The organism is Flavobacterium azizsancarii, from assembly GCF_027980145.1.
Classification (GTDB): Bacteria; Bacteroidota; Bacteroidia; order Flavobacteriales; family Flavobacteriaceae; genus Flavobacterium; species Flavobacterium azizsancarii.
On the sequence record NZ_JAMZNK010000035.1, the window covers coordinates 14,222 to 37,350 of the forward strand.

Genomic DNA, 23,129 nt, shown 5'->3' on the forward strand with positions numbered 1-23,129 from the left:
AAGAAAGAAACGCCGTGTAAAGTTCATGTTAGGCACTTGTTATGTTTTTGTGTCTTGTAGATTATCAAATTGTTACCACATTAAATTACCGTTAACCGCAGTTTTTAACGGTTATTTTGTTAGTATATTTACGCTGTGAAAAAAAAAACATCGAATGTATAATGAAGAAAATTTGATGTAAAAATCTCAATTTTTGCTATTTATGAAAAAAACACAAACCAAGATTTTATTAGTTGACGATGAACCAGATATCTTGGAAATCGTAGGCTATAACCTTGCTCAGGAAGGCTATCAGATTGTTACAGCTTCTAACGGAAAAGAAGCTATAGCAAAGGCTCAGAAAGAATTGCCGGACTTAATTATTATGGATGTTATGATGGCCGAAATGGACGGAATGGAAGCCTGTGAACACATCAGAAAAATTCCGGAATTAAATAATGTTATCATAACATTTCTGACAGCCAGAAGCGAAGATTACTCACAAGTTGCTGGTTTTGATGCAGGTGCAGATGACTATATTACCAAACCAATAAAACCAAAATTATTGGTAAGTAAAGTAAAGGCTTTGTTAAGAAGGTTAAAAGAACAAGAAGTTGTTAGTGATACCTTGAATGTAGGCGGAATCGAGATTAATCGTGAAGAATACAAGATCATAAAAGGCAATGTCGAAATTGCTTTACCAAGAAAAGAATTCGAATTATTTTACTTATTAGCCTCTAAACCTGGAAAAGTTTTCAAAAGAGACGAAATCCTGGATAAAGTTTGGGGTAATGAAGTGGTAGTAGGAGGAAGAACAATCGATGTTCATATTAGAAAACTACGTGAAAAAATAGGAGAAGAGCTTTTTAAAACCATCAAAGGTGTTGGTTATAAATTTGAAGTTTAATTTTTTTTAAGACACTGAGGTTCTAAGATACTAAGTTGCTAAGGCTCCGAGTATAATGAGGGGTTTAGTTAGGATTTACTTACATAAAAAAATAAACCATATAAGGAGTTAAAGAGCATATGAGCTTTAATTTCTTATATGGTTTTTGAGTTAACTTTGTTTTGAGTTCAAATGTTAATTTAAAAGAAATTCATTAACTCAAAAGAGAAACTTAATTTTTCTTAATCTCTTAATGGTTAAATAAATCAATGAAAATTAATTTTAAAAAAACATACAAATTTGCAGTAAAATCAGCATTATATATCAGTCTCTTTGGGACAGGATTTGTGTTGATCCTGATGAACTTATTTTATAAAAATCAATTAAAACATCAGGTAGCCTTTGGAATAATCTTTCTTATTTCAATTTATATATTCTCCTTTCTGGTTTTACAATATCGTGTAGAGCGTTTTATTTATCGAAGAGTAAAGAAAATCTACGATGAGGTTTCGTTGCTGGAATCTACCACACTTATTAATCAGCCCATAACTACAGATATGGAAACTCTTTCGCGCGAAGTGAAAAAGTTTGCTACAGATAAAAAACTGGAAATCGAAATGCTCGAAATTCGTGAACAATATCGAAGAGAGTTTTTAGGCAATGTTTCACACGAATTAAAAACACCTTTGTTTACCGTTCAGGGTTATGTTTCGACTTTGCTGGATGGTGCTATGGATGATAAAACAATCCGTAAGAAATACCTTAAACGTGCCGAAAAAGGAGTTGAGCGACTTATTTATATCGTCGAAGATTTAGACATGATTACCAAATTAGAATCAGGTGATTTAGATTTGAATATTACCGATTTTAATATTGTAGAATTGATTCAGAATGTTTTTGATTTGTTAGAAATGAAAGCTGACAAAAAGAAAATAAAATTGGCTTTTGAAAGCAAAAATGTACAATCTGTAGTGATACGTGGAGATAAGGACAGGATACAGCAGGTTTTGGAAAACCTGATTGTTAATTCTATTAAATATGGTAAGGATGTTGGTTTAACTGAAGTTGGCGTTGTAAATCTAACCAAGAAAAAAGTCTTAATCCGAATTAGCGATAACGGAGAAGGAGTTGAAAAACAAAATATCCCAAGACTTTTTGAACGTTTTTACAGAGTTGACAAAAGTGGAACCCGATCTGAGGGTGGTTCCGGTTTAGGATTGGCGATTGTTAAGCACATTATCGAAGCGCATAAAGAGAAAGTATATGTAGAAAGTGAATTCGGAATTGGTTCTGAGTTTTCTTTTACACTCGAAAAAGCACATAAGACAATAAAAACCGAGGTTAAATAATTGTAATCAGATTTAGCTAAAGTGCTGTAAAATATGACGTTTTAACAATTAATCAATTTACAGTAAAACCTCATAACATTAAATTTTTATTATAGTAACATCCTGTTAATGATTTCTTAACATTGATGCGGCATCTTTGCATCGTAAAATTAAGGGAATTACAGAAAGGATGATAAAAAGAAAATTAGTGGCCGTTTTATTGCTGATGAATTTCGCAGCAATTGCTCAGGATCTGAATAAACAGGATGTAAAAAACGAAGTAATGCGTATTTTAGATTCTATCAATAAAGCAAAACTTCCGGATACCAAATCTGGAGTTAGTAGTGAAGAACATTGGTACGACAGAATCTCGTTGCGAGGTTATGCACAAATAAGATACAATGGTTTGTTTTCTACAAATGATAAAGTTTCCTGCGAGCAATGTGACAAATCCTGGGGAACGACTTCTACGGAACCGGATGCAAAATCAAACAACGGACTTTTTATCCGTCGTGCACGTCTAGTATTTTCCGGTCAGGTACATCCAAATGTATTTTTCTATTTTCAACCTGATTTTGCGAGTTCGCCAAGTACCGGAATCCAGAATTTTGTTCAGATTCGGGACTTGTATTTCGATCTTTCTTTTGATAAGAAAAAGGAATACCGTGTTCGTGTAGGACAAAGTAAAATTCCTTATGGTTTCGAAAACATGCAGTCAAGCTCCGTTAGGTTGGCATTAGATAGAAATGATGCCATGAACAGCGCAATATTAAACGAACGCGATTTAGGGCTTTTCTTTTACTGGGCGCCAGCCAAAATCAGAGAGCGTTTTGCTATGTTGGTAAAAGATGGTTATAAAGGTTCAGGCGATTTTGGAGTTTTTGCCTTTGGGGTTTATAATGGTCAAATAGCCAATAAACTGGATGGTAACCGGGATCTGAATGTTGTCACGAGACTGACTTATCCTTTTGTTATTGGCAGTCAGATTATCGAGCCGGGAATTCAGGCATATACCGGAAAATGGGCTTTTACCGGCGAAATTTCACCAGGAGTAAAAGTTAACGATCCACAATATGTAAAAGATCAAAGAGTAGGGGCAACATTTGTTTTGTACCCAAGACCTTTTGGGATCCAGACAGAATATAATATAGGTACCGGACCTCGTTACAATACCGTAACCAATACGGTTGATGAAACAGATTTGAACGGAGGTTATATATTACTGAATTATAAATTAGATATAAAAAAGCAGCACTTATATCCTTTTGCTAAATTTCAATATTATGACGGAGGAAAAAAGTATGAAAAAGATGCCAGAAGTTATGTTGTCAGAGATTATGAAATTGGTATAGAATGGCAGCCTTTTAAAGCTTTTGAACTTACGGCAGAATATGTTATCGCAGACAGGACTTTTGAAGACAGCGTGCTTCCAATAAACCGTCAGCAAGGTAATTTGTTACGATTGCAGGCACAGTTTAATTTCTAAAATTAGTCCTCAAAAACCGTAAATAACGAATCCCAGTCAATGGTATCGTTAAACTGAGTTAAACCTTTAAACGACTTTACTTTTGAAAGATCTTCAATTGTAAAGGCGTCTTGCATTGCATACGGTACCAGGTTTTCTTCCTGAAGTTTGATTGCTAAATATTCTTGTTCGTATTGTCCGGGAGTAGGGATGAAAAAAGCTTTTTTTCCTAGTTTTGCTAAATCCATTACAGTAGTGTAACCAGAACGGCATAAAACAAAATCACTCTCATTAAAAGTTTGTTCTAATTGTTTCGAGTTCATGAAATTATAATACGTGACATTTCCGGCTTGCCATTTGGTTTGTGTTTTCTCGACAATGCCCTGTATAAAAACAACCTTGCCTTTGTAGTTCAAAACCTCTTTTTGCAGTTTTTCATCTAAGAAAGTGCGTTGGGGTTCCGGACCTGATAAAATAATCATCAGATCATACAATTTAGGTGTTTCCTTTTTGCGCATTCTGCTTAAAGGACCAATATATTTTAGATTAAGATCAGTTGTTTTAAGATGGCCAAGATCTCCCGTTAAATTTGTCTGCTCATTTGTATCGGGAACCCAGCATTCAGTATATTTCTTTATAATATGCTGATGGCATTTACTGGTAAACCAAGTTGTATTTCCCGTCATGACATTTAGCTGATGAGTCATAAAAACCGAAGGGACTTTTTTGCTGAAAACCCCAAGTCGGTTATCAGAAATAATTCCGTCGATTCCGTGCTTTTTGATCCAGCGCTTTACTATTTTTTTCTCGTCGAGAATTGCAACGATCATTTTGGGTAAATTTTTGATCAGTTTCCATTTAAAATTTTTACCATTCTTCGCATACTCAATATGATAAGAGGGTAATTCGAGTGTTTGAATGTATGGAAACTCTTTTCGTAATAGTGCCAGTGCGACACCGTCAGAGGCTATTATTGGAATATAATTGTTTTCCTGAAGCGCTTTTATAATCGGGATACATCTTGTGGCGTGGCCCAATCCCCAGTTTAATGGAGCAACTAAAATTGTTTTGTTCGCAGAATAGTCAATGCTCATAGTTTTAACGCTTTTTAAAAACGAAGATAGAGAAATATGTTTTTTATGTTATTTCGCACATATTACTAAATTATTAACTCTGGAATCTCATCATGACTCAATAATCCTTTAAAACCGTTAAAGAAAAATAATGCTAATTGAGCAAGGTTACTTATATGTTAACTAATGTTTTCTTAATTATTTTTCAAAAAAAAAGGAGCTATTATTAGCTCCTTATCTATATCTGTAAAATTATTATTAATCCTGAATATACGTTTTGTTTCCGTTTTTGTTAATGTAGTATTTACCACCTTTTGGTCCGGTGTATACTTTTTTTCCGTTGTATTCGCCAGTAACCTTGTCTGCTACTTTTGGCGCTTTTTCGTTAGTTTCCTTTACAGTCTTAGTTGCTGTTTTAGCCGTTGCTGTAGCATCTTTTTTAGCCGTTTTTGCTGTAGCATCAGCTTTAGTTGCTGATTTCTTTACGTCAGCTTTTGCACTTTCTGCTGCTGTAGTAGCTTTTTTTGACGCCTTAGTAGCGTCACTTTTTGCTTTTGCTGCGTCTTTGTCGGCAGCTTTTTTAGTTGCTGCGGCACTTTCTTTTTTTGCAGATGCTGAAGCGTCAGTAGCATCCTTCGCTGCTTTTTTAGATTTTGTGGCTTCTTTTTTAGCATCAGTTGCTGCCTTATCTGCAGTTGCTTTTGTTTTTTTAGCGGTAGCAGTAGTTTTGCTTTTTGCATCTTTTACAGCTGTTTCCTGTGCATAGAAATTAGAGGATAACACAACCATAAAGCAAAGTAATAATAATTTTTTCATAAGGTTACAATTTTTAAATTTTAATTAAAATTAGTCAATTTATTAATACGTTTTTCGTAAACTGTTAAAAATAAGCACGAAGCTAAACGTTGCCACTGTGAACGACAGATTCTGTTTTACTTTGCAGGACTTGATAATTTAAAATTACATTCGAAAATTGCGTAATATATTTTTGTGAAAAATAATTCCAAGACTATATTCTGTCCCTCCTTAAAACCTTTAGGTATTTGAAATCCGACAGTGGAGAACTCATTTTTGACAGACTTATCTATTGCAGATAATTCTCAAGTTCAAGTCTTGAGAGTTTGTTTAAAAACTATTTTCGGCTTTTTATCTGATTGTACATACATACAGATATCGAAAGTGCCAGAACAAGAGAGGTTGCCGTTTTTATCAGATTTCCGGTATGATCCGGTTTATAAAAGAAGTATGCTAAATAAAGACAGCTAATAATAGCCATGCTGTATTTGAATATAAAGAATTTCATGTTGTCAATGAATATTGATCCGGTATGATCATTTGTTTTTTTGCCTGAATTATTTAATATGTTCCGATATAACAAGAAGAATGGCAATAATAACGATGACTAAAAATACAGAGTTTGGATTTGCAAAATTAATGGTCCATCCCATTTGTTTCATTCGTTTTGGCGGAAACAATCTTTTATCCTTTGGATTGTAATAGAAAATTCCCCAAATCCAATTATTAGGATCATTATTCCATTCGTTCTGAGTTTCCTCACTGGGATTATTGTTATAGTTCATTATTTACTTGTTTTTCAGCATGTCTAAATTACTACTTTGTGAGCGTTTGTTTTATGTGATTATCGGGTATTTTTAATACGTAATTTATAGGTATTTTTTATTTAAAAATAATAAATCCTTTGTGAGTATATATTTATAAAACTGTCCTCTATTGTTTTGTAAGGAAAACTCTGTTTATTATGAATATTGTTGTAGCGAATAAAATCAAGACACTTCGAAAAGATAAAAAGATGTCGCAGGAAGAAATGGCAGATTATCTTAATATGTCACAATCAGCATATGCAAGAATGGAAAATGGCGAAAGTCATACTTGGGCAATTCATATTTTAAAAATCTGTAAAATTTTCGGAATAGCTCCTGAAGAGTTATTGAAGGTAGAAAGTAGCCATAAAACAGGACCTTCTGATAATGCGATTCCTGAATTATCTCATACTGTAATAGAACATTATGAAGAACGAATCAAAGAATTGAAAAAAGTAATTAAGGATTTGAAGAACAATAAAAAACTGCTGAATTCATAAATTTTTTTAGCTTTGTCAGAATATAACAAACGTAATTTATGGATACCAGTAAGGAACTCTTATTTTTTTTTAGTGCCTTAGGAGTTTTCAACGGAATTATTTTGGGCGTGTATTTCTTCTTTTTTACCAGAAAAAAATACCTGACCAATTATTTTCTGGGTGCGCTCTTATTTGCCTTGAGTATCAGAATTGGGAAATCGGTGTTTGTGTATTTTAATCCCACGTTGCCAAAAATGTATTTGCAATTTGGGTTAACCGCTTGCTTTTTTATTGGTCCCTTTTTATATTTTTTCCTGAAATCAGCCGTTGCTGAAATTAATATAATGCCCAAATCCTGGAAACTCATACTTTTATTCTGGGCAATATTGATTGTTTCGGTCGGAATTATTTATCCGTATGAATATTATCCTTTGCTTTGGAACCAAATTTTTATATGGATTATTTATTTTCAATGGATTGCTCATATTATTTTCTCTGGTTTTACGATCAGAGAAATATTAGCAAAAATCGTAAATAGAAAACACAAAACAACTCCGGCAGAAATGTGGTTCGGGATGCTTTTTTTTGGCAATTTCCTTTTATTCTTTTTTTATTTTCTTGCCATAATGCGTGCTCCGGCAGCTACTTATATTAGTGGAGCAATTGTTTTTTCGATTATGTTCTATTTAATTATTTCTGTCCTTTTATATCGTAAAAAAACGGATGATTTGTTTTTATTAAACGGATCAAAGAATTCCGGTAAAAAAATAGATTCAACAGAAGCCGAGATTTTTACACAAAAACTCGAAAGTGTAATGAACGAAAAGACTTTGTATAAAAATCCCAATCTTACATTACAGGACTTGTCTAAAGAAATAAATATTTCAAGTCATCAATTATCACAATTTTTGAATAATAATCTGGGGAAGAACTTTACCAGTTTTGTAAACGAATACAGGATCAAAGAAGCTTGCGAAATTATGATTTCAAACGACAAACTAACTTTAGAATCTATTGGGTATGATGTCGGTTTTAATTCTAAATCTACTTTTTTTGCAGCTTTTAAAAAACATACCGGAACCACTCCATCCAACTATCAAAATCAAGCTTTACAGGCTTAGAGGGAGTATAGGTTTATAAATTCGTACTCCTGATTTCTATTCTGGTTACCTCCTATTGCGATTTAGAACTGACTTTTGTCTCAACAAAGTCAAATTTTAAATTGCCAAATCTATGAGATTCCTAGTTTCTGTTTTCATTTACACTTATTGCTTCCTTTTTTGTGCCTTAGAAATAAATGCACAATCCAAGCCAACAATTCCTGAGAAAATTACAAATCAAAATAATGAGTTAGACGAAGTTGTTATTAAAAGGCAGACTTCATTAGTTAAATATTCAGCAAACGGAACAATCGATGTTAATGTGGCCAATACGTTGCTTTCGACAAGCAGCTCCGTAAACGAATTATTAGGCAGAGTTCCTAATGTTATTGTAGCCGAAGGACAAATAAGTGTTCTCGGAAAAGGCGAAGCGATTATTTACCTTAACGGAATATTGATTAATTATGAACGTTTTGCGGCAATTCCGGTTTCGCAAATTTCAAAAATTGAAATCATCTCAAATCCATCCTCAAAATATGATGCCGAAGGAAAAGCGGTAATCAATATAATTACAAAACGAAATATCGAAAATGGTACAAAAGGAACGGCGAGCCAACATGTGACGGTTTCTAAATTTGCAGGAGCAAGTACCAATACACTTCTCGATTTTAATTATACCAAAGGAAAGTTTTCTTTTATAACCAATTACGGATTGCAATTGGGCAAAGGCAGGGAATTGTTGTATACAACAAGAACAAGGCCAAATCCTGATGACTATATGCGATCTGAACTAACAACAGAATGGAAAAGACAATTTAATAATTACTCTAATTTTGTGCTTGGACTGCAATATACCTTTTCTGAAAAAAGTTATATTTCAATGGCTTACAACGGTAATGTTGAAGATCTGGGAGGCGTTGTAGAAAGCAGGAATGCAATAGATACTAATTCAGGAACAAGTTTTTATGCCACGGATATTGCCAAAAATGATGTTTTGCTCAACCAATTCGTAAATCTAAATTACAATACAATCACAGACAGCAAAGGTTCGTCATTATTTATAGGATCTCAATATTCTAATTATAACGGAACTGTAAAGGATTTTATTGAAGAAAATAGTTTTCTCGATGCAATAAATGAGAGAAGATATTTGAAGAATAATGTGGGAAGCACTATAAATATTATCGCTGTACAAGCTGATTATTCGAAAAAGATAAGTGAAAATACAAAGCTCGAAATGGGATTGAAATGGAGTCAGGCAAAAATACAGTCAGGGACTGATTTTCTAACTGCAGATACAGACGATTTGAATTTTGAATTTGATGATCTGCTTTCGAGTGATTTTAAATACAGCGAAAAAATTAGTGCGGCGTATTTGAATTATGGAAGCACATTCAGCCAAAAAATCAATTTTTCAGTTGGCGCACGAGCCGAAAAAACAAATTATGATTTGTATACAAATGCAAATGGGATTCAGAAATTTAATAAAAACTACACGAATATTTTCCCAAATCTACTTTTGAATATGGATTTTTCAGAAGATTTGAAAATGCATTTTTCGTATGTTTCAAGGATCACCAGACCAAGATATCAAGCATTAAACCCATTTGTAATTTATCAGGATCCTTTTACGACCATAGAAGGAAATCCTAATTTATTGCCTGAAAAGACACATGCTTTCGAAATTGGTGCTCTGTATGAGAAATTTGATTTTAAATTAGGATATACCTACAAAATTGATCCAATTTCCGGAGCTGCATTGCGAGGCGATAATCCCGATAGTTATGTTTTAAGATCTCTGAATTTAGAGAAAGAACATACTTTATTTACCTCGGTTTCAAGGTCTTTTGCCAATAAATGGTGGAGTTCTACCAATACCATAAGTCTGAATGTGAGTAAAGCTGTGGATAATTTTTATGAATATACATCGGGAGCCGTAAAGCCACAAATATATTTGTATTCGAATAATACATTTACCATTCCTGATTGGTTCAAAATACAAGTATTAGCGTGGTATTTAGGAGATAAAAGTTACGGATTACGTCATGACGATAGTAGATCGACAGTAGCAATAGGAATAGAAAGAAACTTTTTTAAAGATGCCTTAAAGCTCAATTTTATCGCAAATGATCTCTTTCATGGTTTTAGGCTTTCAGGCGATTATAACGTTGGACAGACTGAAATTTATTATCATCGAACCTTAACAACACAGTATTTTAAACTGATTGCGACTTACAATTTTGGCAACTCAAAAAAAGCAAATTATAAAAAGTCAGAGATTGAGCAAAGTGAGAATAATAGAGCGAGGTAAAGGCAAAATAGCTTTATGAATTCAGCTGCTTTTAATAGTAGGATCTAATTTGTAAATCGGGATAAAAGATACAAAGTAAATACAAGTATTACAGCAAAGAAAACAGAGTTGGGATTACCGAAATTAATGGTACATCCTATATATTTTATTCTTTTAGGAGAAATAATCTTTTGTCTTTGGGGTTGTAAAAAAAAGCCTCCAAACCCAATTGTTTGGATCATTTCGCCATTTGTCTTTTTCTTCTTCAGAGGGTTTGTTGTTGTGCTCCATTTGTGCGACGAATTATTTCGATTTTGTTTAGCTTATTTTTTGTTATTTAAATATCGGTATCCCAAAGCAATTATTATAACAATGATTGACGGGAAAAGGGCTGGATAATTCATCTTTTTATTTTGATGTTAAATCTTTTCGTGATTTTCACTTTTTCTAATACATTTTTTTTCCTGATACATTAATTTAATATCGCAAATCTATCTATAATTTTAAAAAAGTCTCAACCGAAAATCGGTTATTTTAAACCTATATTCAGTATATTGTAAAATATTTATTATATTTAATTCGCTAAAACTGTTAATTATGAATAAAATTATAGGAAATAAGCTTAAATAGCTGCGGCGGTCTAAAAATCTGTCACAAGAAGAAGTGGCAGATTTTTTACGTATATCGTTATCTGCCTATTCACGAATGGAAAGAGGAGAAAGCAATTCGTGGGCCAGTCATTTTAATAAAATCTGCGAAGTTTTTGAAATAATTCAGGAAGATTTGGTGAGGAAAGAATCGAAATCCTGGCTAAGCGGAGATTTGATGAATGAAGAACCTTTGACGGAAAATGAAGTAATAAATGGTTACAGAAAAATCATAAAAAAATACGAAGTGCAAATCGAAGACCTTAAAATTATAATTACTCAAAATGGGAGAAGGAAATAAGGGAGGCTTCACTTATTGATGAAGGCTTTCCGTAAACATTCGATTTGGAAAATGTTTCTGTTTTTTAAGTCTTAAAGCTAAATCAAAACTGATATTAATATTATTTTAATATATCAGGAAATATGGTGTAATAGATTTACATCGTAAAATGTTGTCATGGAAATTAGCTTAGAAAAGTATAATAATGATGCTATTGTTTATGCTTAGCATATTTTATGAAGATTAGAATTATAGCAAATAATAATGAAATGATAATTATATTGTTTGGATGTGCATAATTAGCATGCCACCCAAGTTCTTTCATTTTCTTAAGGAAGTATTGTCGTTTGTCTTTCGGATTGTAATAAAACATTCCCCAGATCCAATTTTTAGGATCATTTTCCCATTCCCTTTTGACTTCTTCGCCTGGATCATTGTTGTCTTCCATGATTAAGTATTTTTAACTTTAGACAAATACGAGTAAATTTAGTAAATTATTTATAGCCTGATTGTTTTTCGTTTTTTTTAATAATGATTTATAGAGTACTGTAGTTTCTTAAGAAATAAAAAAGGCTCCACTTATTAGTGAAGCCTTTTCAGGTATGTGAATTAACTAATTAACGGAGTAAAGATGATTTAATTAATCTCTTTCGTAACGATTTGCATCGTCTCACGGCTTACTTGTTTTAGTAAAACCACTTTATTGTCTTCGACAGTTTGTGCTGCTTGTTCTGTAAAGTGACGAATCGTATATAAAGTTACATTTTCATTAAAATCTACTTTGAATTTTTTAGAAAGTATCGCATTTAATTCCGTGAAATTTTCGAATTTATCTTCTACACAAACAGAAAAACTAATCGCCGAATTCTGGATCAAATTTACTTTTAGTTTGAATTCATGAAATAATCCAAAAATCTCGCTGATGTTTTCTTCCATTATAAAAGAGAAATCTATTGATGAAAGCGAAATCAAAAGCTGGTTTCTCTTTACAATAAAACAAGGATATTGTGGCTCAAGATCAACACCTTTAGAAACGCAGGTTCCTTTTAATAACGGGTTGATAAAAGATTTTACGTACAACGGAATCTCTTTTTTCTGTAAAGGCTGTAATGTTTTTGGGTGAATAACCGTTGCGCCATAAAAAGCCAATTCGATCGCCTCACGATACGAAATCTGATTTAATAAACTCGCATTCTCAAAATAACGCGGATCCGCATTCATAACACCGGGAACATCTTTCCAGATCGTTACACTTTCGGCATTTAAACAATAAGCAAAAATTCCTGCAGTATAATCAGAACCTTCACGACCAAGAGTAGTCGTAAAGTTATTCTCGTCAGCACCTAAAAAGCCTTGCGTGATGTTCAAGATTTTTCGTTTCACATTTTTACTGATCAGTTGTTGGGTAGTTTCCCAATCAACCTCGGCATCTCTGTAATTGGCATTCGTTTTAATGAAATTACGAACATCCAGCCATTGCGTTTGAATACCCATAAAATTCATGAAATGACTAAGAATAGTAGTGGAAATCAATTCTCCAAAACTTACAATCTGATCGTAAACAAAATTGTAATTTGGCGATTTATTATGTGCCAGGAAATATTCTAATTCAGAGAATAAAGCTTTTACTGCAGTAAATACTTCATGTTTCTCATTTTCGAATAAATCCAATAAGATTTGATTGTGGTATTTTTTTATTTCTTGCACAGAAGAATTCAATTCTGCCGATTTATCAAAATAATTCTTGATTACAACCTCAAGAGCATTTGTAGTTTTTCCCATCGCTGAAACGACTAAAATTACATCTTCATAACCTACTTTTTGTAAAACGTCATAAACGTTTTTAATTCCATCAGCGTCTTTTACAGATGCGCCACCAAATTTAAATACTCTCATTTTTTATATATGCTGTTTTTTATAAAATTCCAATTTTTTTAAACTCCAAATTCCAATTGAATTGTAGAGGCGCACAGCTGTGCGTCTTTATTTTGTCACAGATTAAAAAGATTAAAAAAAATTTCCAATCTGTGTCAGTTCGCCACGAATTTCACGAATTTACACTAATTAATTCGTGCTAATTCGTGAAATTCGTGGCAAAAAAAATCTTGTAAATCATTTTAATTTGTGGCAAACTTCTTTTTACAATTTTGCTAAATACGAATTAATTCCCTTTTCATCCATTTGAACTACTCTCCATTCTTCAAGAATTTTAGCACCTGAGTTTTCATAGAATTTCACGGCAGGAGTATTCCAGTCCAGAACATTCCATTCTACTCTTCGAACATTCTCTTTTTTTCCTTGTTTCATAATTGCAGTATACAATGCAGATCCCAAACCGGTACCACGCATTTTGTCTTTTACAATCAAATCCTCCAGATGAATTGTTTTTCCTTTCCAGGTAGAATAACGATAATAGTAAAGCGCGATTCCAACAATTTCCTCTTCAACTTCTGCTACAAATATGTGAAATAATGGGTTTTCACCAAAGCCATCACGCACTAAATCATCAACAGTTATAACAACAGCTTCCGGTTCTTTTTCGAATATTGCCAACTCCTTTATTAATCCCAAAACCGATTGCATGTCTTCAGGATTTCCTTTTCTAATATTCATATTCTGTTAATTTAATTTTATTCCTAAATATACGATAACCACTTTTATTTCAAAAATTTGCTTGTACGAATTTCTTGTAAGGGCAATTCATATATTCTTATTATTAAGCGTTTATTCGCTAAAAATCTATTTTTTTATTCGGTACTTCCCGTCTTTAATTAGCAAATATACAATAGTGGCAAACTAACAAAATAATTTTTGAATCATTCTCACAAAAAAAGCGATATTTGTGACTTATAATCAAAAACTACAACGATATAGTAATGGAAGAACGCAATAAAACACTAGGAGAGTTTATTATTGAGAACCAAAAAGCATTTCAGTATTCGTCGGGAGAGCTTTCCCGAATTATCAACTCTATACGTTTGGCGGCAAAAGTCGTGAACTATAAAGTCAACAAAGCCGGATTGGTGGATATTATTGGCGCCGCAGGCGAACAAAATATTCAGGGAGAAGACCAGCAAAAATTAGATGTGTATGCAAACGAAGTATTTATCCAGACGTTAATAAACCGTGAGATTGTCTGTGGTATTGCTTCAGAAGAAAACGACGAATTTATTACTGTCAAGGGGAGCGACAACAGTAATAATAATAAGTACGTGATCTTGATGGATCCGCTTGATGGATCATCGAACATTGATGTAAATGTTTCTGTGGGGACTATTTTTTCTGTTTTTAGAAGAATTACACCAATAGGAACCCCGGTAACAAGCGAGGATTTTTTACAACCGGGAATCAATCAAGTTGCAGCAGGTTATGTAATTTATGGAACTTCGACCATGTTGGTTTATACGACCGGTCATGGCGTAAACGGATTTACATTAAATCCGGCCATCGGAACATTTTATTTGTCACATCCGAATATGAAATTTCCTCAAAATGGAAATATATATTCTGTAAACGAAGGAAATTATGTTCATTTTCCGCAAGGCGTAAAAAACTACATTAAATATTGCCAGAGAGAAGAAGAAGACAGACCATATACTTCCAGGTATATTGGAAGTCTGGTGTCAGATTTTCATAGGAATATGATCAAAGGCGGAATTTATTTATACCCAACAAGTTCAAAAGCACCAAAAGGGAAATTACGTTTATTATATGAATGTAACCCAATGGCATTTATTGCAGAACAAGCTGGAGGAAAAGCAACAGACGGTTTTGGAAGAATTATGGAAATCCAGCCAACTGAATTGCATGAAAGAGTTCCTTTTTTCTGCGGAAGCTATAATATGGTCGAAAAAGCAGAACAGTTTATGGCAGCTGAATAAGTCTCAGTTTTTAGTCTCAGACAACTTAACAGGTTTTTAAAACCTGTTAGGTTTTTTTGTTCAAGTCTTAAGTTGTTCAGGATTCTAACAGAAAACCCGACAAATTTCAAAAATCTGTCGGGTTTCTTTATTTAAGGTAGCAAACTGTTTACTGTGACTGTGACTGAGACTGTAAACTGAAAAACTTTTTACTTGTTCATATTTTCCATTTCGAAAAGAAAAGTATCCAAGTCTACTTTTTTATCTACTAAAGACAATGCTTTCGAAACAATATAATTTACGTTTCCTGGAGTAAAACCTAACGCTAATCCCATACGGGTTAACATCACTTCTTGTTGGTCTCCTAAATGATGGTCAACGTGCACCATTCTCGCTAAATCAAACAAACGCTCTAAACGTTGTGTGTATAAATAAGGAGGATTTATTGCATGTTTCCAAGGATCCGTAAGGATTTCATTATATTCGTCTTCTGAAATTTCTAATCTTGAAGCTAATTTATTTAAGAAGTCTTTTTCTTCTAAACTTACTTTGCCGTCAGCAAAAGCTACACGAACAATTGCAGAGAAATGACCTCTGTTTCTTTCTTTGAATTCGTTATCAAATAATTCTGAAAATGGCATAATTTGTTGATTTTTATATCGCAAAGATAATTTTTATTTTAAATTATTAATTTTAATTTTCTCATAAAATTTAACTTATTTTTATTCCTTGATTTAATCTGCGTCACCTTTAATTTTTCAAAATAAATCGTAAGTTTACAACCCCTAATCATTAATAGTAGTACCCGTATGTCAGAATTTTGGATTTATTTTCAAATAGGATTAAAGCACGTTTTAGATATTCATGCTTATGATCATGTTCTTTTTTTAATTGCATTAACAACGCCTTATTTGTTTAAAGACTGGAAACGTATTTTGCTTTTAGTTACCGTTTTTACAATTGGCCACACTTTAGCTTTATTACTTTCGGTCTTTGGAATTATAGCAATAAAAGTGAATACGGTTGAATTTTTAATTCCGATAACGATTTTAATAACGGCTATTTTTAATCTCTTTACAGCCGGGAAAGCATCAAAAAACGATGGATTGAATTTAGTATTTTTTGTAACCTTATTTTTTGGAATTATACACGGACTTGGATTCTCAAATTATTTCAAAACTATTTTAGGAGGATCACCTAGTTCAAAATTACTACCTTTAGGCGAATTTGCTTTGGGAATCGAAGCAGCTCAGTTAGTTGTGGTCTTTGTAGTTTTGATAATATCATATATTGTACAAACCGTATTTCGTTTTTCAAAACGTGATTGGGCGCTTGTAATGTCAGGTTTTATTATAGGAGTTGTTATTCCTATGATTATCGAAAGCCCAATTTGGAACAGATAAAATAAATGGAAGATAAAAAATTGAATAAATACGATAAAGCTTATTTGAGAATTGCCAGGGAATGGGGTTCACTTTCGTATTGTAAGCGAAAACAAGTAGGCGCTATTATCGTAAAAGACCGAATGATTATATCTGATGGATATAACGGGACACCGTCCGGTTTTGAGAATTGCTGTGAAGACGAAGACGGATTAACCCGTTGGGATGTTTTGCATGCCGAAGCAAATGCGATCCTGAAAGTTGCCAGATCAACACAATCGTGTGAGGGAGCAACTTTGTATATTACACTTTCGCCTTGCAAAGAATGCAGCAAATTAATTCACCAGTCCGGAATAAAAAGAGTGGTGTATCAAAACGGATATCGCGATGATTCCGGAATTCAGTTTTTAATAAAAGCAGGTGTCGAAGTCGAACATATTCCTGTTTTAGAAGAGTAATGAAATTAAACTCAAAATATTTGCCAATCATTATCGGAGCTACCTTTGCTCTGGGAATAGTCAGCGGAAGCCTAATGAACGCTCCCGTTGATGATCAGCTTTTGGCTAAAAATTACTCGAAAACCAAGCTGAACAAACTGATTGATTTTATCAATAACGAATATGTTGACAGCATCAATACAGATTCTATTGTAAATCTTACGGTAGATAATATTCTCTCAAAACTAGATCCGCATTCTGTTTATATTCCGCCAACAGAACAAGCTGAGGTTGCTGAAAGTATGAAAGGAGATTTCGTTGGAATCGGAATTAATTTTTATATGTATAAAGATTCTGTTGCGATTATAAAACCAATTGAAAACGGACCTTCGGCGAAAGCGGGAATAAAATCAGGTGACCGAATTTTATTTGCAGGAAAAACGAAATTATTTGGGCGAAAATTGCCTTCAGACAGTTTATTCTCTAAGCTAAAAGGAATAAAAGGTTCTGAAATTGAATTGACCGTTTTTAGAAAATCAGAACAAAAGAAACTAAAGTTTAAAGTAAAACGAGATATTATCCCAATAAAAAGTGTGGATGCTTCTTTATTGCTCGATAATAAAACAGGTTACATGAAAATTAACCGTTTTGCCGAAACGACTTTTAATGAGTTCAAAACCGGTTTAACCAGACTGAAACAAAGCGGAATTGAGTCTTTGGTTATTGATCTTCGTGATAATGGCGGCGGCTATATGGAAGAAGCCATTGCAATTGCTGATGAGTTTTTGAAAGACAAACAATTGATCGTTTTTACTAAAAATAAAAACGGAACTACCGAAAAAACATATGCCACAAAAGCAGGAAGTTTCGAAACCGGAAAAGTCTATGTTTTAATCAATGAAAATAGTGCCTCAGCAAGCGAAATTTTGGCTGGAGCAATTCAGGATAGTGATCGCGGGACTATTGTGGGCCGTCGTTCTTTTGGTAAAGGATTGGTACAGCGCGAAATGGATTTTAATGACGGATCTGCGGTGCGATTGACCGTGGCGAGATATTATACGCCAACCGGAAGATCGATCCAGAAACCTTATAAAAAAGGAAATGAAGAATATTTTAAAGAATCAGAATCTCGTATAAAATCAGGAGAACTTTATGCAAAAGACAGTATAAAAGTGGCTGATTCCTTAAAATTTAAAACTCCAAAAGGGAAGATCGTTTACGGTGGTGGCGGAATTGTTCCGGACATTTTTGTACCAATAGAAGCAGAACACGGAAACGAGAACGTCGCTTATTTGATGCAAACCGGAATTGTTGGTCATTTTGTTTTTGAAGAATTAGATAAAAACAGAAACGCTTTTTCAGGACTTAATTTTAATGAGTTTTTGGCTAAGATGAAAAGTTCAGACGTCAATTTTAAAAAGTTTAGAACCTATATTTTAATGACGGGTTTAGATCTGAAATTAGATAAAACCAAAGCTTTGGTAAATCGTTACATTACAGCAGAATTTGCGAGACAGCTTTATGGAGAATTATATTACTATGATGTTATCCTGAAAGAAGATGCGATGATTAAAGCAGTTTTGAATCCAAAAAAGTAATCCTTAATTTTTGATCAGATGAAAATAGAAACTATTGTAAATGCTGAAATTGAGCTTCTGACAGCCATTAAAAATGCAGATGTTCCTACTTTGGATAAAATGCTGCACGATGATTTGCTTTTTAATTTACCCGACGGACAAACGATTACGAAAGAATTCGATCTGAATTCATATCGTTCAGGCAAAATGAAAATTGAAGTAATAGAAGCGTCAGATCAAATTATTAATATAATAGATGATCTGGCTGTAGTTACAGTAACTGTTATGTTGAAAGGAACGTATGATGGTAATCTTTTAAATGGAGCCTTTAGATACATCAGAGTCTGGAAACAGTTTGAAGAAAATATAAAAGTAATAGCGGGAAGTTGTGCTGTCTTAAAATAAAACAATAATTTTAAATAATATAACAGATCATTTTAGGAAATGAGCGAGCTTTACAACTCAAATAGAAAATATGAAAAATCTAAAAAGAATAAGTTTTCTGGCAGTACTAATGGCATTTGTGATTTCTTGTGCTGGTATGAAAGATAAAAATACGATTTCAGGAAAAGTTGAATCCATTGAATTTGGAAAAGACGGTTATACGGCTAAAATCAATACAACTAAAAATGAGGTTTATTATGCTGTAATCAGCATTGTAAATGTTGGTGGCCCACAAAACTACAAGAAATTAAAAGTAGGTGATGAGGTTTCGTTAAAAGGAGAAATCTGGAAAACCGATACAGAGAAACATATTAAAGTAAAAGAAATTGTTTCAGTAAAATAAGGCTTGTTTTTTTAACATTAAGAGATTAGCTTAACAGTTATTTTACCATTAAGAGATTAAGAAAAATTAAGCTTTACGGCTAGATTTTCGTAATCTCTTAATGGTTTTATTTTATAAGATATTTAAGTATTTGTAGTATTATATGTAGCAAGCTTGATAAACTTAATCTCTTAATGGTAGATGAAAAAAACTAATGTTTTAAATTCTATCGAATACTATCATGAGCGTGGGTCTGTACGCCGTTATTCCATAAAGTAAGAATATCTGTGGCAACAGCGGCGCCACTTCCGGCAGCAATTGCCAGTTGGCTTCTCCAGCCTGCTAAAGTCCCTATAACATAAATGCCATCGGCTACTTTATGATCGTTGTTTTTAAGCTGAATACGTTGTTTTTCAGGAAGTGCTTTTTTATGAGGTTCAATATATTGAGTTAAACCTTCAATGTCAAAAGTATTGGCAGAACCAATTCCTACAACGATATTTTTTGTTTTATATGAGTCTTTATTTGTAGTAACAGTAAATTCAGGATAAGTACCTTCAAGTTTAATTACCTTCTCATTCTGTATTTGAGTAATATGAGGGTAAGTCATTGCTAAATGCTGTGTGCTTTCGAATAATAATTCCGAACCCAATTTGCCGGGTCTTATGCCATAAGCGTTATAGAAGATCGCTTCTTGTAAAGAAGAGCTTTTTTGGTGGGTAAAAATTCCGATTTTCTTATCGGTTGCAAAAGCTTTGTTTTTGGCAGATCCTAAAACGAGTGCACAAGAAATGCCTGATACACCTCCGCCAATAATTAAAACTTCAAACATATTATCGTCCGTTTGTTTTCTCTTCAATTCTTTTAGAAATTCTAAAAATCAAAAGAATCAATACGGCACAAAATGAAGCTGCAATTCCAATAAAAGCAACTACACTATCTCCCTGAAAAGGATTTTTGAAGTCTAGCAACGTAATATTAAAAACAATTAAAGCTAATGCTAAAAGCACTAAGATGGAAGTAAAGATTTTCATAATGGTTGTTTATTTGCCTAAAATAATAAAGTAAAACCTTTAGATGTTAAAAAATATCCTCAAGTTGTATTTTAGAAATTTTATGGGGTAAATTTATAAAAATAAATGTTAGACAAACAAACCTTTAACATTAGCAGCAAATAATTTAACAGCAATCGCTAAAAGTATCACTCCAAATGTCTTACGAACAACGCCAAGTCCGTTTTCTCCTAATAAAGTTTCGATTTTTTTAGAAGATTTTAAAACAATATAAACCAATATGATATTTAATATAATGGCAATTATGATATTAATGGTGTGAAATTGAGAACGCAACGAAAGTAAAGTAGTCATAGTTCCTGCTCCGGCAATTAACGGAAATGCTAAAGGAACAATAGAAGCTGATCCCGGCTCTTCGTCGCGATAGATTCTGATTCCTAAAATCATTTCAAGAGCAAGGAAGAATAATACAAACGAACCCGCTACGGCAAATGAGTGAACATCAATGCCTATAAGGCTTAAGAAGCCTTCGCCCACAAAAAGAAAAACAATCATAATAAGTCCTGCAACTATCGAAGCCTTCTCAGATTCGATATGTCCCACTTTTGCTCTTAAATTCACAATAATCGGAATCGACCCTACAATATCAATTACGGCAAAAAGTACCATTCCAACAGTAATTATTTCTTTAAAGTCGATTTCTAGCATATCACTTTGATTTTAAGGGTTTAAAATTTTTGCAAAGGTAGATAATAAAGGTAGGTGTTTTTTTGACACGATGTATTTTTGTTATAAAAACACGTTACATGTGTTGAAAAAGTGATATATGTAACAATTATTGTTTGTTGCACAGAGTTTCGCAAAGTATTCTCGCAAAGATTCACAAAGCTTGAATTGTAAAAAGATTAAAAACAGAATGATTCTTTGTTAATCTTTGTGAAAAACTCTGTGAATCTTTGTGGTAGATTTTTTATCCGTTTTCTTTGTCTATCTTTGCACTTTATAAATTTCAGTACTTTATTATCATGTTTCAATTAGGGAAAACCATTATTTCAGAAGATATTCTTGAAAAAGAATTTGTGTGCAACTTGTCAGCTTGTAAAGGAGCTTGCTGTGTTGATGGAGATGCAGGTGCGCCTTTAAGCGAAGCGGAAACTAAAATCATGGAAGAAATTTACCCTAAAGTAAAACCTTTCTTACGTAAAGAAGGAATTGCTGCAATCGAAGCGCAGGGAACCTGGGTAAAAGGAACTGATGGGGATCTTGAAACGCCGTTAATCGACGAGAAAGATTGTGCCTACGTTATTTTTGACGGTAAAACCGCTCTTTGCGGAATCGAGCAAGCTTACAATCAGGGAATCATCGATTGGAAAAAACCAGTTTCCTGTCATTTATATCCAATTCGTGTAAAAGACTTTACGGAGTTTGCTGCGGTTAATTACGACAAGTGGGATATCTGTGACGATGCCTGTTCTTTAGGAAAAGAATTAGAAGTTCCGGTCTATAAATTTGTCAAAGAAGCATTGATTCGCCGCTTTGGGCAAGACTGGTATTTAGAGCTTGAAAAAGTAGCCGAAGAGCTCAAAAAGTCTTAAAAATCTTCACGCTTTAGTTACTGCTTTATAAGCTTGTTTTTTAACCCAAAAAATAAAGTTTTAACTCAAAAAAAAACTTTTAAAAACAATTGCATATTTCTTGCTTTTTATAACAAAAAGTCTATATTTTACAGGGGCTTTAGGTTTAAAAGGTGGTATTAAATACCTCATTTACAAATATTTAATTATTGTCTGAAAAATATCTCATTTTTCATGCGTTGTTAAAAACTACGTCGAATTGTGAATAAGTTTGGCTTTCATTTTTAGCGATAAATGACAATCTTTGTAGTCTATTGAAATAGTAAAAATTCAATACAAAAATTAAACAAAAATTACCATGTCACAAGTCGAGCCAATATTACAAGAAAATAAAAATCGTTTCGTTATTTTTCCTATCAAACACCATGATATTTGGGAATGGTACAAGAAAATGGAGGCTAGTTTCTGGACTGCCGAAGAAATCGATTTGCACCAGGACTTGACTGACTGGAATAATAAATTGAGTGAAGACGAAAGATATTTCATTAAACATATCCTGGCGTTCTTTGCTGCTTCTGATGGAATTGTAAATGAAAACCTTGCTGAGAACTTTGTAAACGAAGTGCAATATGCCGAGGCGAAATTTTTCTATGGTTTCCAGATCATGATGGAAAACATTCACAGCGAAACGTATTCTCTATTAATTGACACTTACGTGAAAGATGAAGCAGAGAAAGCTGAATTGTTTAACGCTTTAGAAGTTTTTCCTGCAATTAAGAAAAAAGCAGACTGGGCTTTAAAATGGATCGACTCAGATTCGTTTGCTGAAAGACTAATTGCTTTTGCTGCTGTTGAAGGAATTTTCTTTTCAGGTGCTTTCTGTTCTATTTATTGGTTGAAAAAACGTGGTTTAATGCCAGGTTTAACTTTTTCTAACGAATTGATTTCCCGTGACGAAGGTGTACACTGTGACTTTGCAGTACACTTACACAATCATCACCTGATCAATAAAGTGCCAAAAGAAAGAATCAAAGAAATCATCGTTGATGCTTTAGACATCGAAAGAGAATTTGTTACAGAATCACTTCCGGTAAGTTTAATAGGTATGAATGCCGTTTTAATGACGCAATACCTGGAATTTGTTGCTGACAGATTATTAGTAGAATTAGGTTGCGAGCGTGTATATGGATCAGCGAATCCGTTTGACTTCATGGATATGATCTCACTTCAGGGAAAAACCAATTTCTTTGAAAAACGTGTTGCCGAGTATCAAAAATCGGGTGTGATGAACACAGATAGCGATGCTCAGAAAATTTCATTTGATGCAGATTTTTAGACAACAAGAATAGTTTAGCGTTACCTCGAAACGCTGGAAAGAATAAAATTTTTATA

General features: G+C 33.2%; 26 protein-coding genes. 15 read left to right on the forward strand and 11 right to left on the reverse strand.

Going from position 1 to position 23,129, the window contains the following annotated elements; translation table 11 throughout:
- Positions 1–202: 202 nt before the first annotated feature.
- From NJT12_RS17715 to NJT12_RS17725, 3 genes are all read left to right on the forward strand, one after another.
- Positions 203–886, forward strand: coding sequence for a response regulator transcription factor (locus NJT12_RS17715; RefSeq protein ID WP_213299981.1), 684 nt, complete (start codon positions 203–205; stop codon positions 884–886).
- A gap of 248 nt (positions 887–1,134) precedes the next feature.
- Positions 1,135–2,214: a sensor histidine kinase gene (locus NJT12_RS17720; protein ID WP_271337258.1), complete on the forward strand. Its 1,080-nt coding sequence runs from the start codon at positions 1,135–1,137 to the stop codon at positions 2,212–2,214.
- A gap of 169 nt (positions 2,215–2,383) precedes the next feature.
- Complete coding sequence (locus tag NJT12_RS17725; protein WP_271337259.1) at positions 2,384–3,679, forward strand: porin; 1,296 nt, start codon at positions 2,384–2,386, stop codon at positions 3,677–3,679.
- Between the two features lie 2 nt (positions 3,680–3,681).
- Here the strand turns inward: NJT12_RS17725 and NJT12_RS17730 are convergent, their stop codons facing one another.
- From NJT12_RS17730 to NJT12_RS17745, 4 genes are all read right to left on the reverse strand, one after another.
- The gene (locus tag NJT12_RS17730) at positions 3,682–4,752 is read right to left on the reverse strand and encodes a glycosyltransferase (protein ID WP_271337260.1); all 1,071 of its coding nucleotides are present in this window, start codon (positions 4,750–4,752) and stop codon (positions 3,682–3,684) included.
- A gap of 237 nt (positions 4,753–4,989) precedes the next feature.
- Positions 4,990–5,547, reverse strand: coding sequence for a hypothetical protein (locus NJT12_RS17735; protein ID WP_271337261.1), 558 nt, complete (start codon positions 5,545–5,547; stop codon positions 4,990–4,992).
- Between the two features lie 316 nt (positions 5,548–5,863).
- Positions 5,864–6,034 (reverse strand): hypothetical protein, encoded by a 171-nt coding sequence (locus NJT12_RS17740; RefSeq protein ID WP_271337262.1) that lies wholly within the window; start codon positions 6,032–6,034, stop codon positions 5,864–5,866.
- A gap of 49 nt (positions 6,035–6,083) precedes the next feature.
- Positions 6,084–6,311, reverse strand: a complete 228-nt coding sequence (locus tag NJT12_RS17745; protein WP_271337263.1) for a DUF5808 domain-containing protein — start codon at positions 6,309–6,311, stop codon at positions 6,084–6,086.
- A 179-nt stretch (positions 6,312–6,490) separates the two neighbouring features.
- On the opposite strand from NJT12_RS17745, the gene NJT12_RS17750 reads away from it, so the two are divergent.
- The 4 genes from NJT12_RS17750 (at position 6,491) to NJT12_RS17765 (ending at position 11,149) form a co-directional block, all read left to right on the forward strand.
- Complete coding sequence (locus NJT12_RS17750) at positions 6,491–6,832, forward strand: helix-turn-helix domain-containing protein (RefSeq protein ID WP_271337264.1); 342 nt, start codon at positions 6,491–6,493, stop codon at positions 6,830–6,832.
- 38 nt (positions 6,833–6,870) lie between these two features.
- Positions 6,871–7,932, forward strand: coding sequence for a helix-turn-helix domain-containing protein (locus NJT12_RS17755; RefSeq protein WP_271337265.1), 1,062 nt, complete (start codon positions 6,871–6,873; stop codon positions 7,930–7,932).
- Positions 7,933–8,044: 112 nt separating this feature from the next.
- Positions 8,045–10,222, forward strand: coding sequence for a TonB-dependent receptor domain-containing protein (locus NJT12_RS17760; RefSeq protein WP_271337266.1), 2,178 nt, complete (start codon positions 8,045–8,047; stop codon positions 10,220–10,222).
- 609 nt (positions 10,223–10,831) lie between these two features.
- The gene (locus NJT12_RS17765; RefSeq protein WP_271337294.1) at positions 10,832–11,149 is read left to right on the forward strand and encodes a helix-turn-helix domain-containing protein; all 318 of its coding nucleotides are present in this window, start codon (positions 10,832–10,834) and stop codon (positions 11,147–11,149) included.
- 190 nt (positions 11,150–11,339) lie between these two features.
- Here the strand turns inward: NJT12_RS17765 and NJT12_RS17770 are convergent, their stop codons facing one another.
- From NJT12_RS17770 to NJT12_RS17780, 3 genes are all read right to left on the reverse strand, one after another.
- A complete protein-coding gene (locus NJT12_RS17770) occupies positions 11,340–11,576 on the reverse strand; it encodes a hypothetical protein (protein WP_271337267.1) in 237 nt (78 codons plus the stop codon).
- A 188-nt stretch (positions 11,577–11,764) separates the two neighbouring features.
- On the reverse strand, positions 11,765–13,024 hold the full coding sequence (locus NJT12_RS17775) for an aspartate kinase (protein ID WP_271337268.1): 1,260 nt from the start codon (positions 13,022–13,024) through the stop codon (positions 11,765–11,767).
- A 243-nt stretch (positions 13,025–13,267) separates the two neighbouring features.
- Positions 13,268–13,741, reverse strand: a complete 474-nt coding sequence (locus tag NJT12_RS17780) for a GNAT family N-acetyltransferase (RefSeq protein ID WP_271337269.1) — start codon at positions 13,739–13,741, stop codon at positions 13,268–13,270.
- A gap of 263 nt (positions 13,742–14,004) precedes the next feature.
- Here NJT12_RS17780 and fbp point away from each other — a divergent pair, with 263 nt between their 5' ends.
- The gene (fbp, locus tag NJT12_RS17785; protein ID WP_271337270.1) at positions 14,005–15,009 is read left to right on the forward strand and encodes a class 1 fructose-bisphosphatase; all 1,005 of its coding nucleotides are present in this window, start codon (positions 14,005–14,007) and stop codon (positions 15,007–15,009) included.
- Positions 15,010–15,197: 188 nt separating this feature from the next.
- Here fbp and NJT12_RS17790 read toward each other — a convergent pair whose 3' ends face one another.
- Entirely contained in the window at positions 15,198–15,629 is a 432-nt protein-coding gene (locus NJT12_RS17790; RefSeq protein ID WP_072964353.1) for a tellurite resistance TerB family protein, read from the reverse strand.
- A gap of 168 nt (positions 15,630–15,797) precedes the next feature.
- On the opposite strand from NJT12_RS17790, the gene NJT12_RS17795 reads away from it, so the two are divergent.
- The 5 genes from NJT12_RS17795 (at position 15,798) to NJT12_RS17815 (ending at position 19,171) form a co-directional block, all read left to right on the forward strand.
- On the forward strand, positions 15,798–16,391 hold the full coding sequence (locus NJT12_RS17795; protein WP_271337271.1) for a HupE/UreJ family protein: 594 nt from the start codon (positions 15,798–15,800) through the stop codon (positions 16,389–16,391).
- 5 nt (positions 16,392–16,396) lie between these two features.
- On the forward strand, positions 16,397–16,828 hold the full coding sequence (locus NJT12_RS17800; RefSeq protein ID WP_271337272.1) for a deoxycytidylate deaminase: 432 nt from the start codon (positions 16,397–16,399) through the stop codon (positions 16,826–16,828).
- Positions 16,828–18,405, forward strand: coding sequence for a S41 family peptidase (locus NJT12_RS17805; RefSeq protein WP_271337273.1), 1,578 nt, complete (start codon positions 16,828–16,830; stop codon positions 18,403–18,405). The genes NJT12_RS17800 and NJT12_RS17805 overlap by 1 nt, the downstream gene beginning before the upstream one ends.
- Positions 18,406–18,423: 18 nt before the next feature.
- Positions 18,424–18,789: a nuclear transport factor 2 family protein gene (locus tag NJT12_RS17810; protein ID WP_271337274.1), complete on the forward strand. Its 366-nt coding sequence runs from the start codon at positions 18,424–18,426 to the stop codon at positions 18,787–18,789.
- A 70-nt stretch (positions 18,790–18,859) separates the two neighbouring features.
- Entirely contained in the window at positions 18,860–19,171 is a 312-nt protein-coding gene (locus NJT12_RS17815; RefSeq protein WP_271337275.1) for a hypothetical protein, read from the forward strand.
- Positions 19,172–19,376: 205 nt separating this feature from the next.
- On the opposite strand, the gene NJT12_RS17820 is transcribed toward NJT12_RS17815, so the two are convergent.
- The 3 genes from NJT12_RS17820 to NJT12_RS17830 all read right to left on the reverse strand — a co-directional run bounded on the left by NJT12_RS17820 (position 19,377) and on the right by NJT12_RS17830 (position 20,871).
- Positions 19,377–19,982, reverse strand: coding sequence for an FAD-dependent oxidoreductase (locus tag NJT12_RS17820; protein WP_271337276.1), 606 nt, complete (start codon positions 19,980–19,982; stop codon positions 19,377–19,379).
- A 1-nt stretch (position 19,983) separates the two neighbouring features.
- Entirely contained in the window at positions 19,984–20,184 is a 201-nt protein-coding gene (locus NJT12_RS17825; protein ID WP_017496183.1) for a hypothetical protein, read from the reverse strand.
- 108 nt (positions 20,185–20,292) lie between these two features.
- The gene (locus NJT12_RS17830) at positions 20,293–20,871 is read right to left on the reverse strand and encodes a MarC family protein (RefSeq protein WP_072964360.1); all 579 of its coding nucleotides are present in this window, start codon (positions 20,869–20,871) and stop codon (positions 20,293–20,295) included.
- A 317-nt stretch (positions 20,872–21,188) separates the two neighbouring features.
- On the opposite strand from NJT12_RS17830, the gene NJT12_RS17835 reads away from it, so the two are divergent.
- Both NJT12_RS17835 and NJT12_RS17840 read left to right on the forward strand, forming a co-directional pair.
- The gene (locus tag NJT12_RS17835; protein ID WP_072964361.1) at positions 21,189–21,758 is read left to right on the forward strand and encodes a DUF3109 family protein; all 570 of its coding nucleotides are present in this window, start codon (positions 21,189–21,191) and stop codon (positions 21,756–21,758) included.
- A 337-nt stretch (positions 21,759–22,095) separates the two neighbouring features.
- Positions 22,096–23,073 carry a ribonucleotide-diphosphate reductase subunit beta gene (locus NJT12_RS17840; protein WP_271337277.1) on the forward strand — a complete coding sequence of 326 codons (978 nt, stop codon included), beginning with the start codon at positions 22,096–22,098 and terminating at the stop codon, positions 23,071–23,073.
- The last annotated feature ends 56 nt before the right edge of the window (positions 23,074–23,129 follow it).

Excerpts from the sequence above, each read along its gene's own strand:
- NJT12_RS17745 (WP_271337263.1), bottom strand. The coding sequence starts at position 6,311 with ATGAACTATAACAATAATCCCAGTGAGGAAACTCAGAACGAATGGAAT.
- NJT12_RS17715 (WP_213299981.1), top strand. The coding sequence starts at position 203 with ATGAAAAAAACACAAACCAAGATTTTATTAGTTGACGATGAACCAGAT.
- NJT12_RS17825 (WP_017496183.1), bottom strand. The coding sequence starts at position 20,184 with ATGAAAATCTTTACTTCCATCTTAGTGCTTTTAGCATTAGCTTTAATT.
- NJT12_RS17730 (WP_271337260.1), bottom strand. The coding sequence starts at position 4,752 with ATGAGCATTGACTATTCTGCGAACAAAACAATTTTAGTTGCTCCATTA.
- NJT12_RS17820 (WP_271337276.1), bottom strand. The coding sequence starts at position 19,982 with ATGTTTGAAGTTTTAATTATTGGCGGAGGTGTATCAGGCATTTCTTGT.
- NJT12_RS17770 (WP_271337267.1), bottom strand. The coding sequence starts at position 11,576 with ATGGAAGACAACAATGATCCAGGCGAAGAAGTCAAAAGGGAATGGGAA.
- NJT12_RS17740 (WP_271337262.1), bottom strand. The coding sequence starts at position 6,034 with ATGAAATTCTTTATATTCAAATACAGCATGGCTATTATTAGCTGTCTT.
- NJT12_RS17810 (WP_271337274.1), top strand. The coding sequence starts at position 18,424 with ATGAAAATAGAAACTATTGTAAATGCTGAAATTGAGCTTCTGACAGCC.
- NJT12_RS17790 (WP_072964353.1), bottom strand. The coding sequence starts at position 15,629 with ATGCCATTTTCAGAATTATTTGATAACGAATTCAAAGAAAGAAACAGA.
- NJT12_RS17835 (WP_072964361.1), top strand. The coding sequence starts at position 21,189 with ATGTTTCAATTAGGGAAAACCATTATTTCAGAAGATATTCTTGAAAAA.
- NJT12_RS17800 (WP_271337272.1), top strand. The coding sequence starts at position 16,397 with ATGGAAGATAAAAAATTGAATAAATACGATAAAGCTTATTTGAGAATT.
- NJT12_RS17775 (WP_271337268.1), bottom strand. The coding sequence starts at position 13,024 with ATGAGAGTATTTAAATTTGGTGGCGCATCTGTAAAAGACGCTGATGGA.
- NJT12_RS17815 (WP_271337275.1), top strand. The coding sequence starts at position 18,860 with ATGAAAAATCTAAAAAGAATAAGTTTTCTGGCAGTACTAATGGCATTT.
- fbp (WP_271337270.1), top strand. The coding sequence starts at position 14,005 with ATGGAAGAACGCAATAAAACACTAGGAGAGTTTATTATTGAGAACCAA.
- NJT12_RS17780 (WP_271337269.1), bottom strand. The coding sequence starts at position 13,741 with ATGAATATTAGAAAAGGAAATCCTGAAGACATGCAATCGGTTTTGGGA.
- NJT12_RS17750 (WP_271337264.1), top strand. The coding sequence starts at position 6,491 with ATGAATATTGTTGTAGCGAATAAAATCAAGACACTTCGAAAAGATAAA.
- NJT12_RS17760 (WP_271337266.1), top strand. The coding sequence starts at position 8,045 with ATGAGATTCCTAGTTTCTGTTTTCATTTACACTTATTGCTTCCTTTTT.
- NJT12_RS17830 (WP_072964360.1), bottom strand. The coding sequence starts at position 20,871 with ATGCTAGAAATCGACTTTAAAGAAATAATTACTGTTGGAATGGTACTT.
- NJT12_RS17840 (WP_271337277.1), top strand. The coding sequence starts at position 22,096 with ATGTCACAAGTCGAGCCAATATTACAAGAAAATAAAAATCGTTTCGTT.
- NJT12_RS17735 (WP_271337261.1), bottom strand. The coding sequence starts at position 5,547 with ATGAAAAAATTATTATTACTTTGCTTTATGGTTGTGTTATCCTCTAAT.
- NJT12_RS17720 (WP_271337258.1), top strand. The coding sequence starts at position 1,135 with ATGAAAATTAATTTTAAAAAAACATACAAATTTGCAGTAAAATCAGCA.
- NJT12_RS17725 (WP_271337259.1), top strand. The coding sequence starts at position 2,384 with ATGATAAAAAGAAAATTAGTGGCCGTTTTATTGCTGATGAATTTCGCA.
- NJT12_RS17795 (WP_271337271.1), top strand. The coding sequence starts at position 15,798 with ATGTCAGAATTTTGGATTTATTTTCAAATAGGATTAAAGCACGTTTTA.
- NJT12_RS17755 (WP_271337265.1), top strand. The coding sequence starts at position 6,871 with ATGGATACCAGTAAGGAACTCTTATTTTTTTTTAGTGCCTTAGGAGTT.
- NJT12_RS17805 (WP_271337273.1), top strand. The coding sequence starts at position 16,828 with ATGAAATTAAACTCAAAATATTTGCCAATCATTATCGGAGCTACCTTT.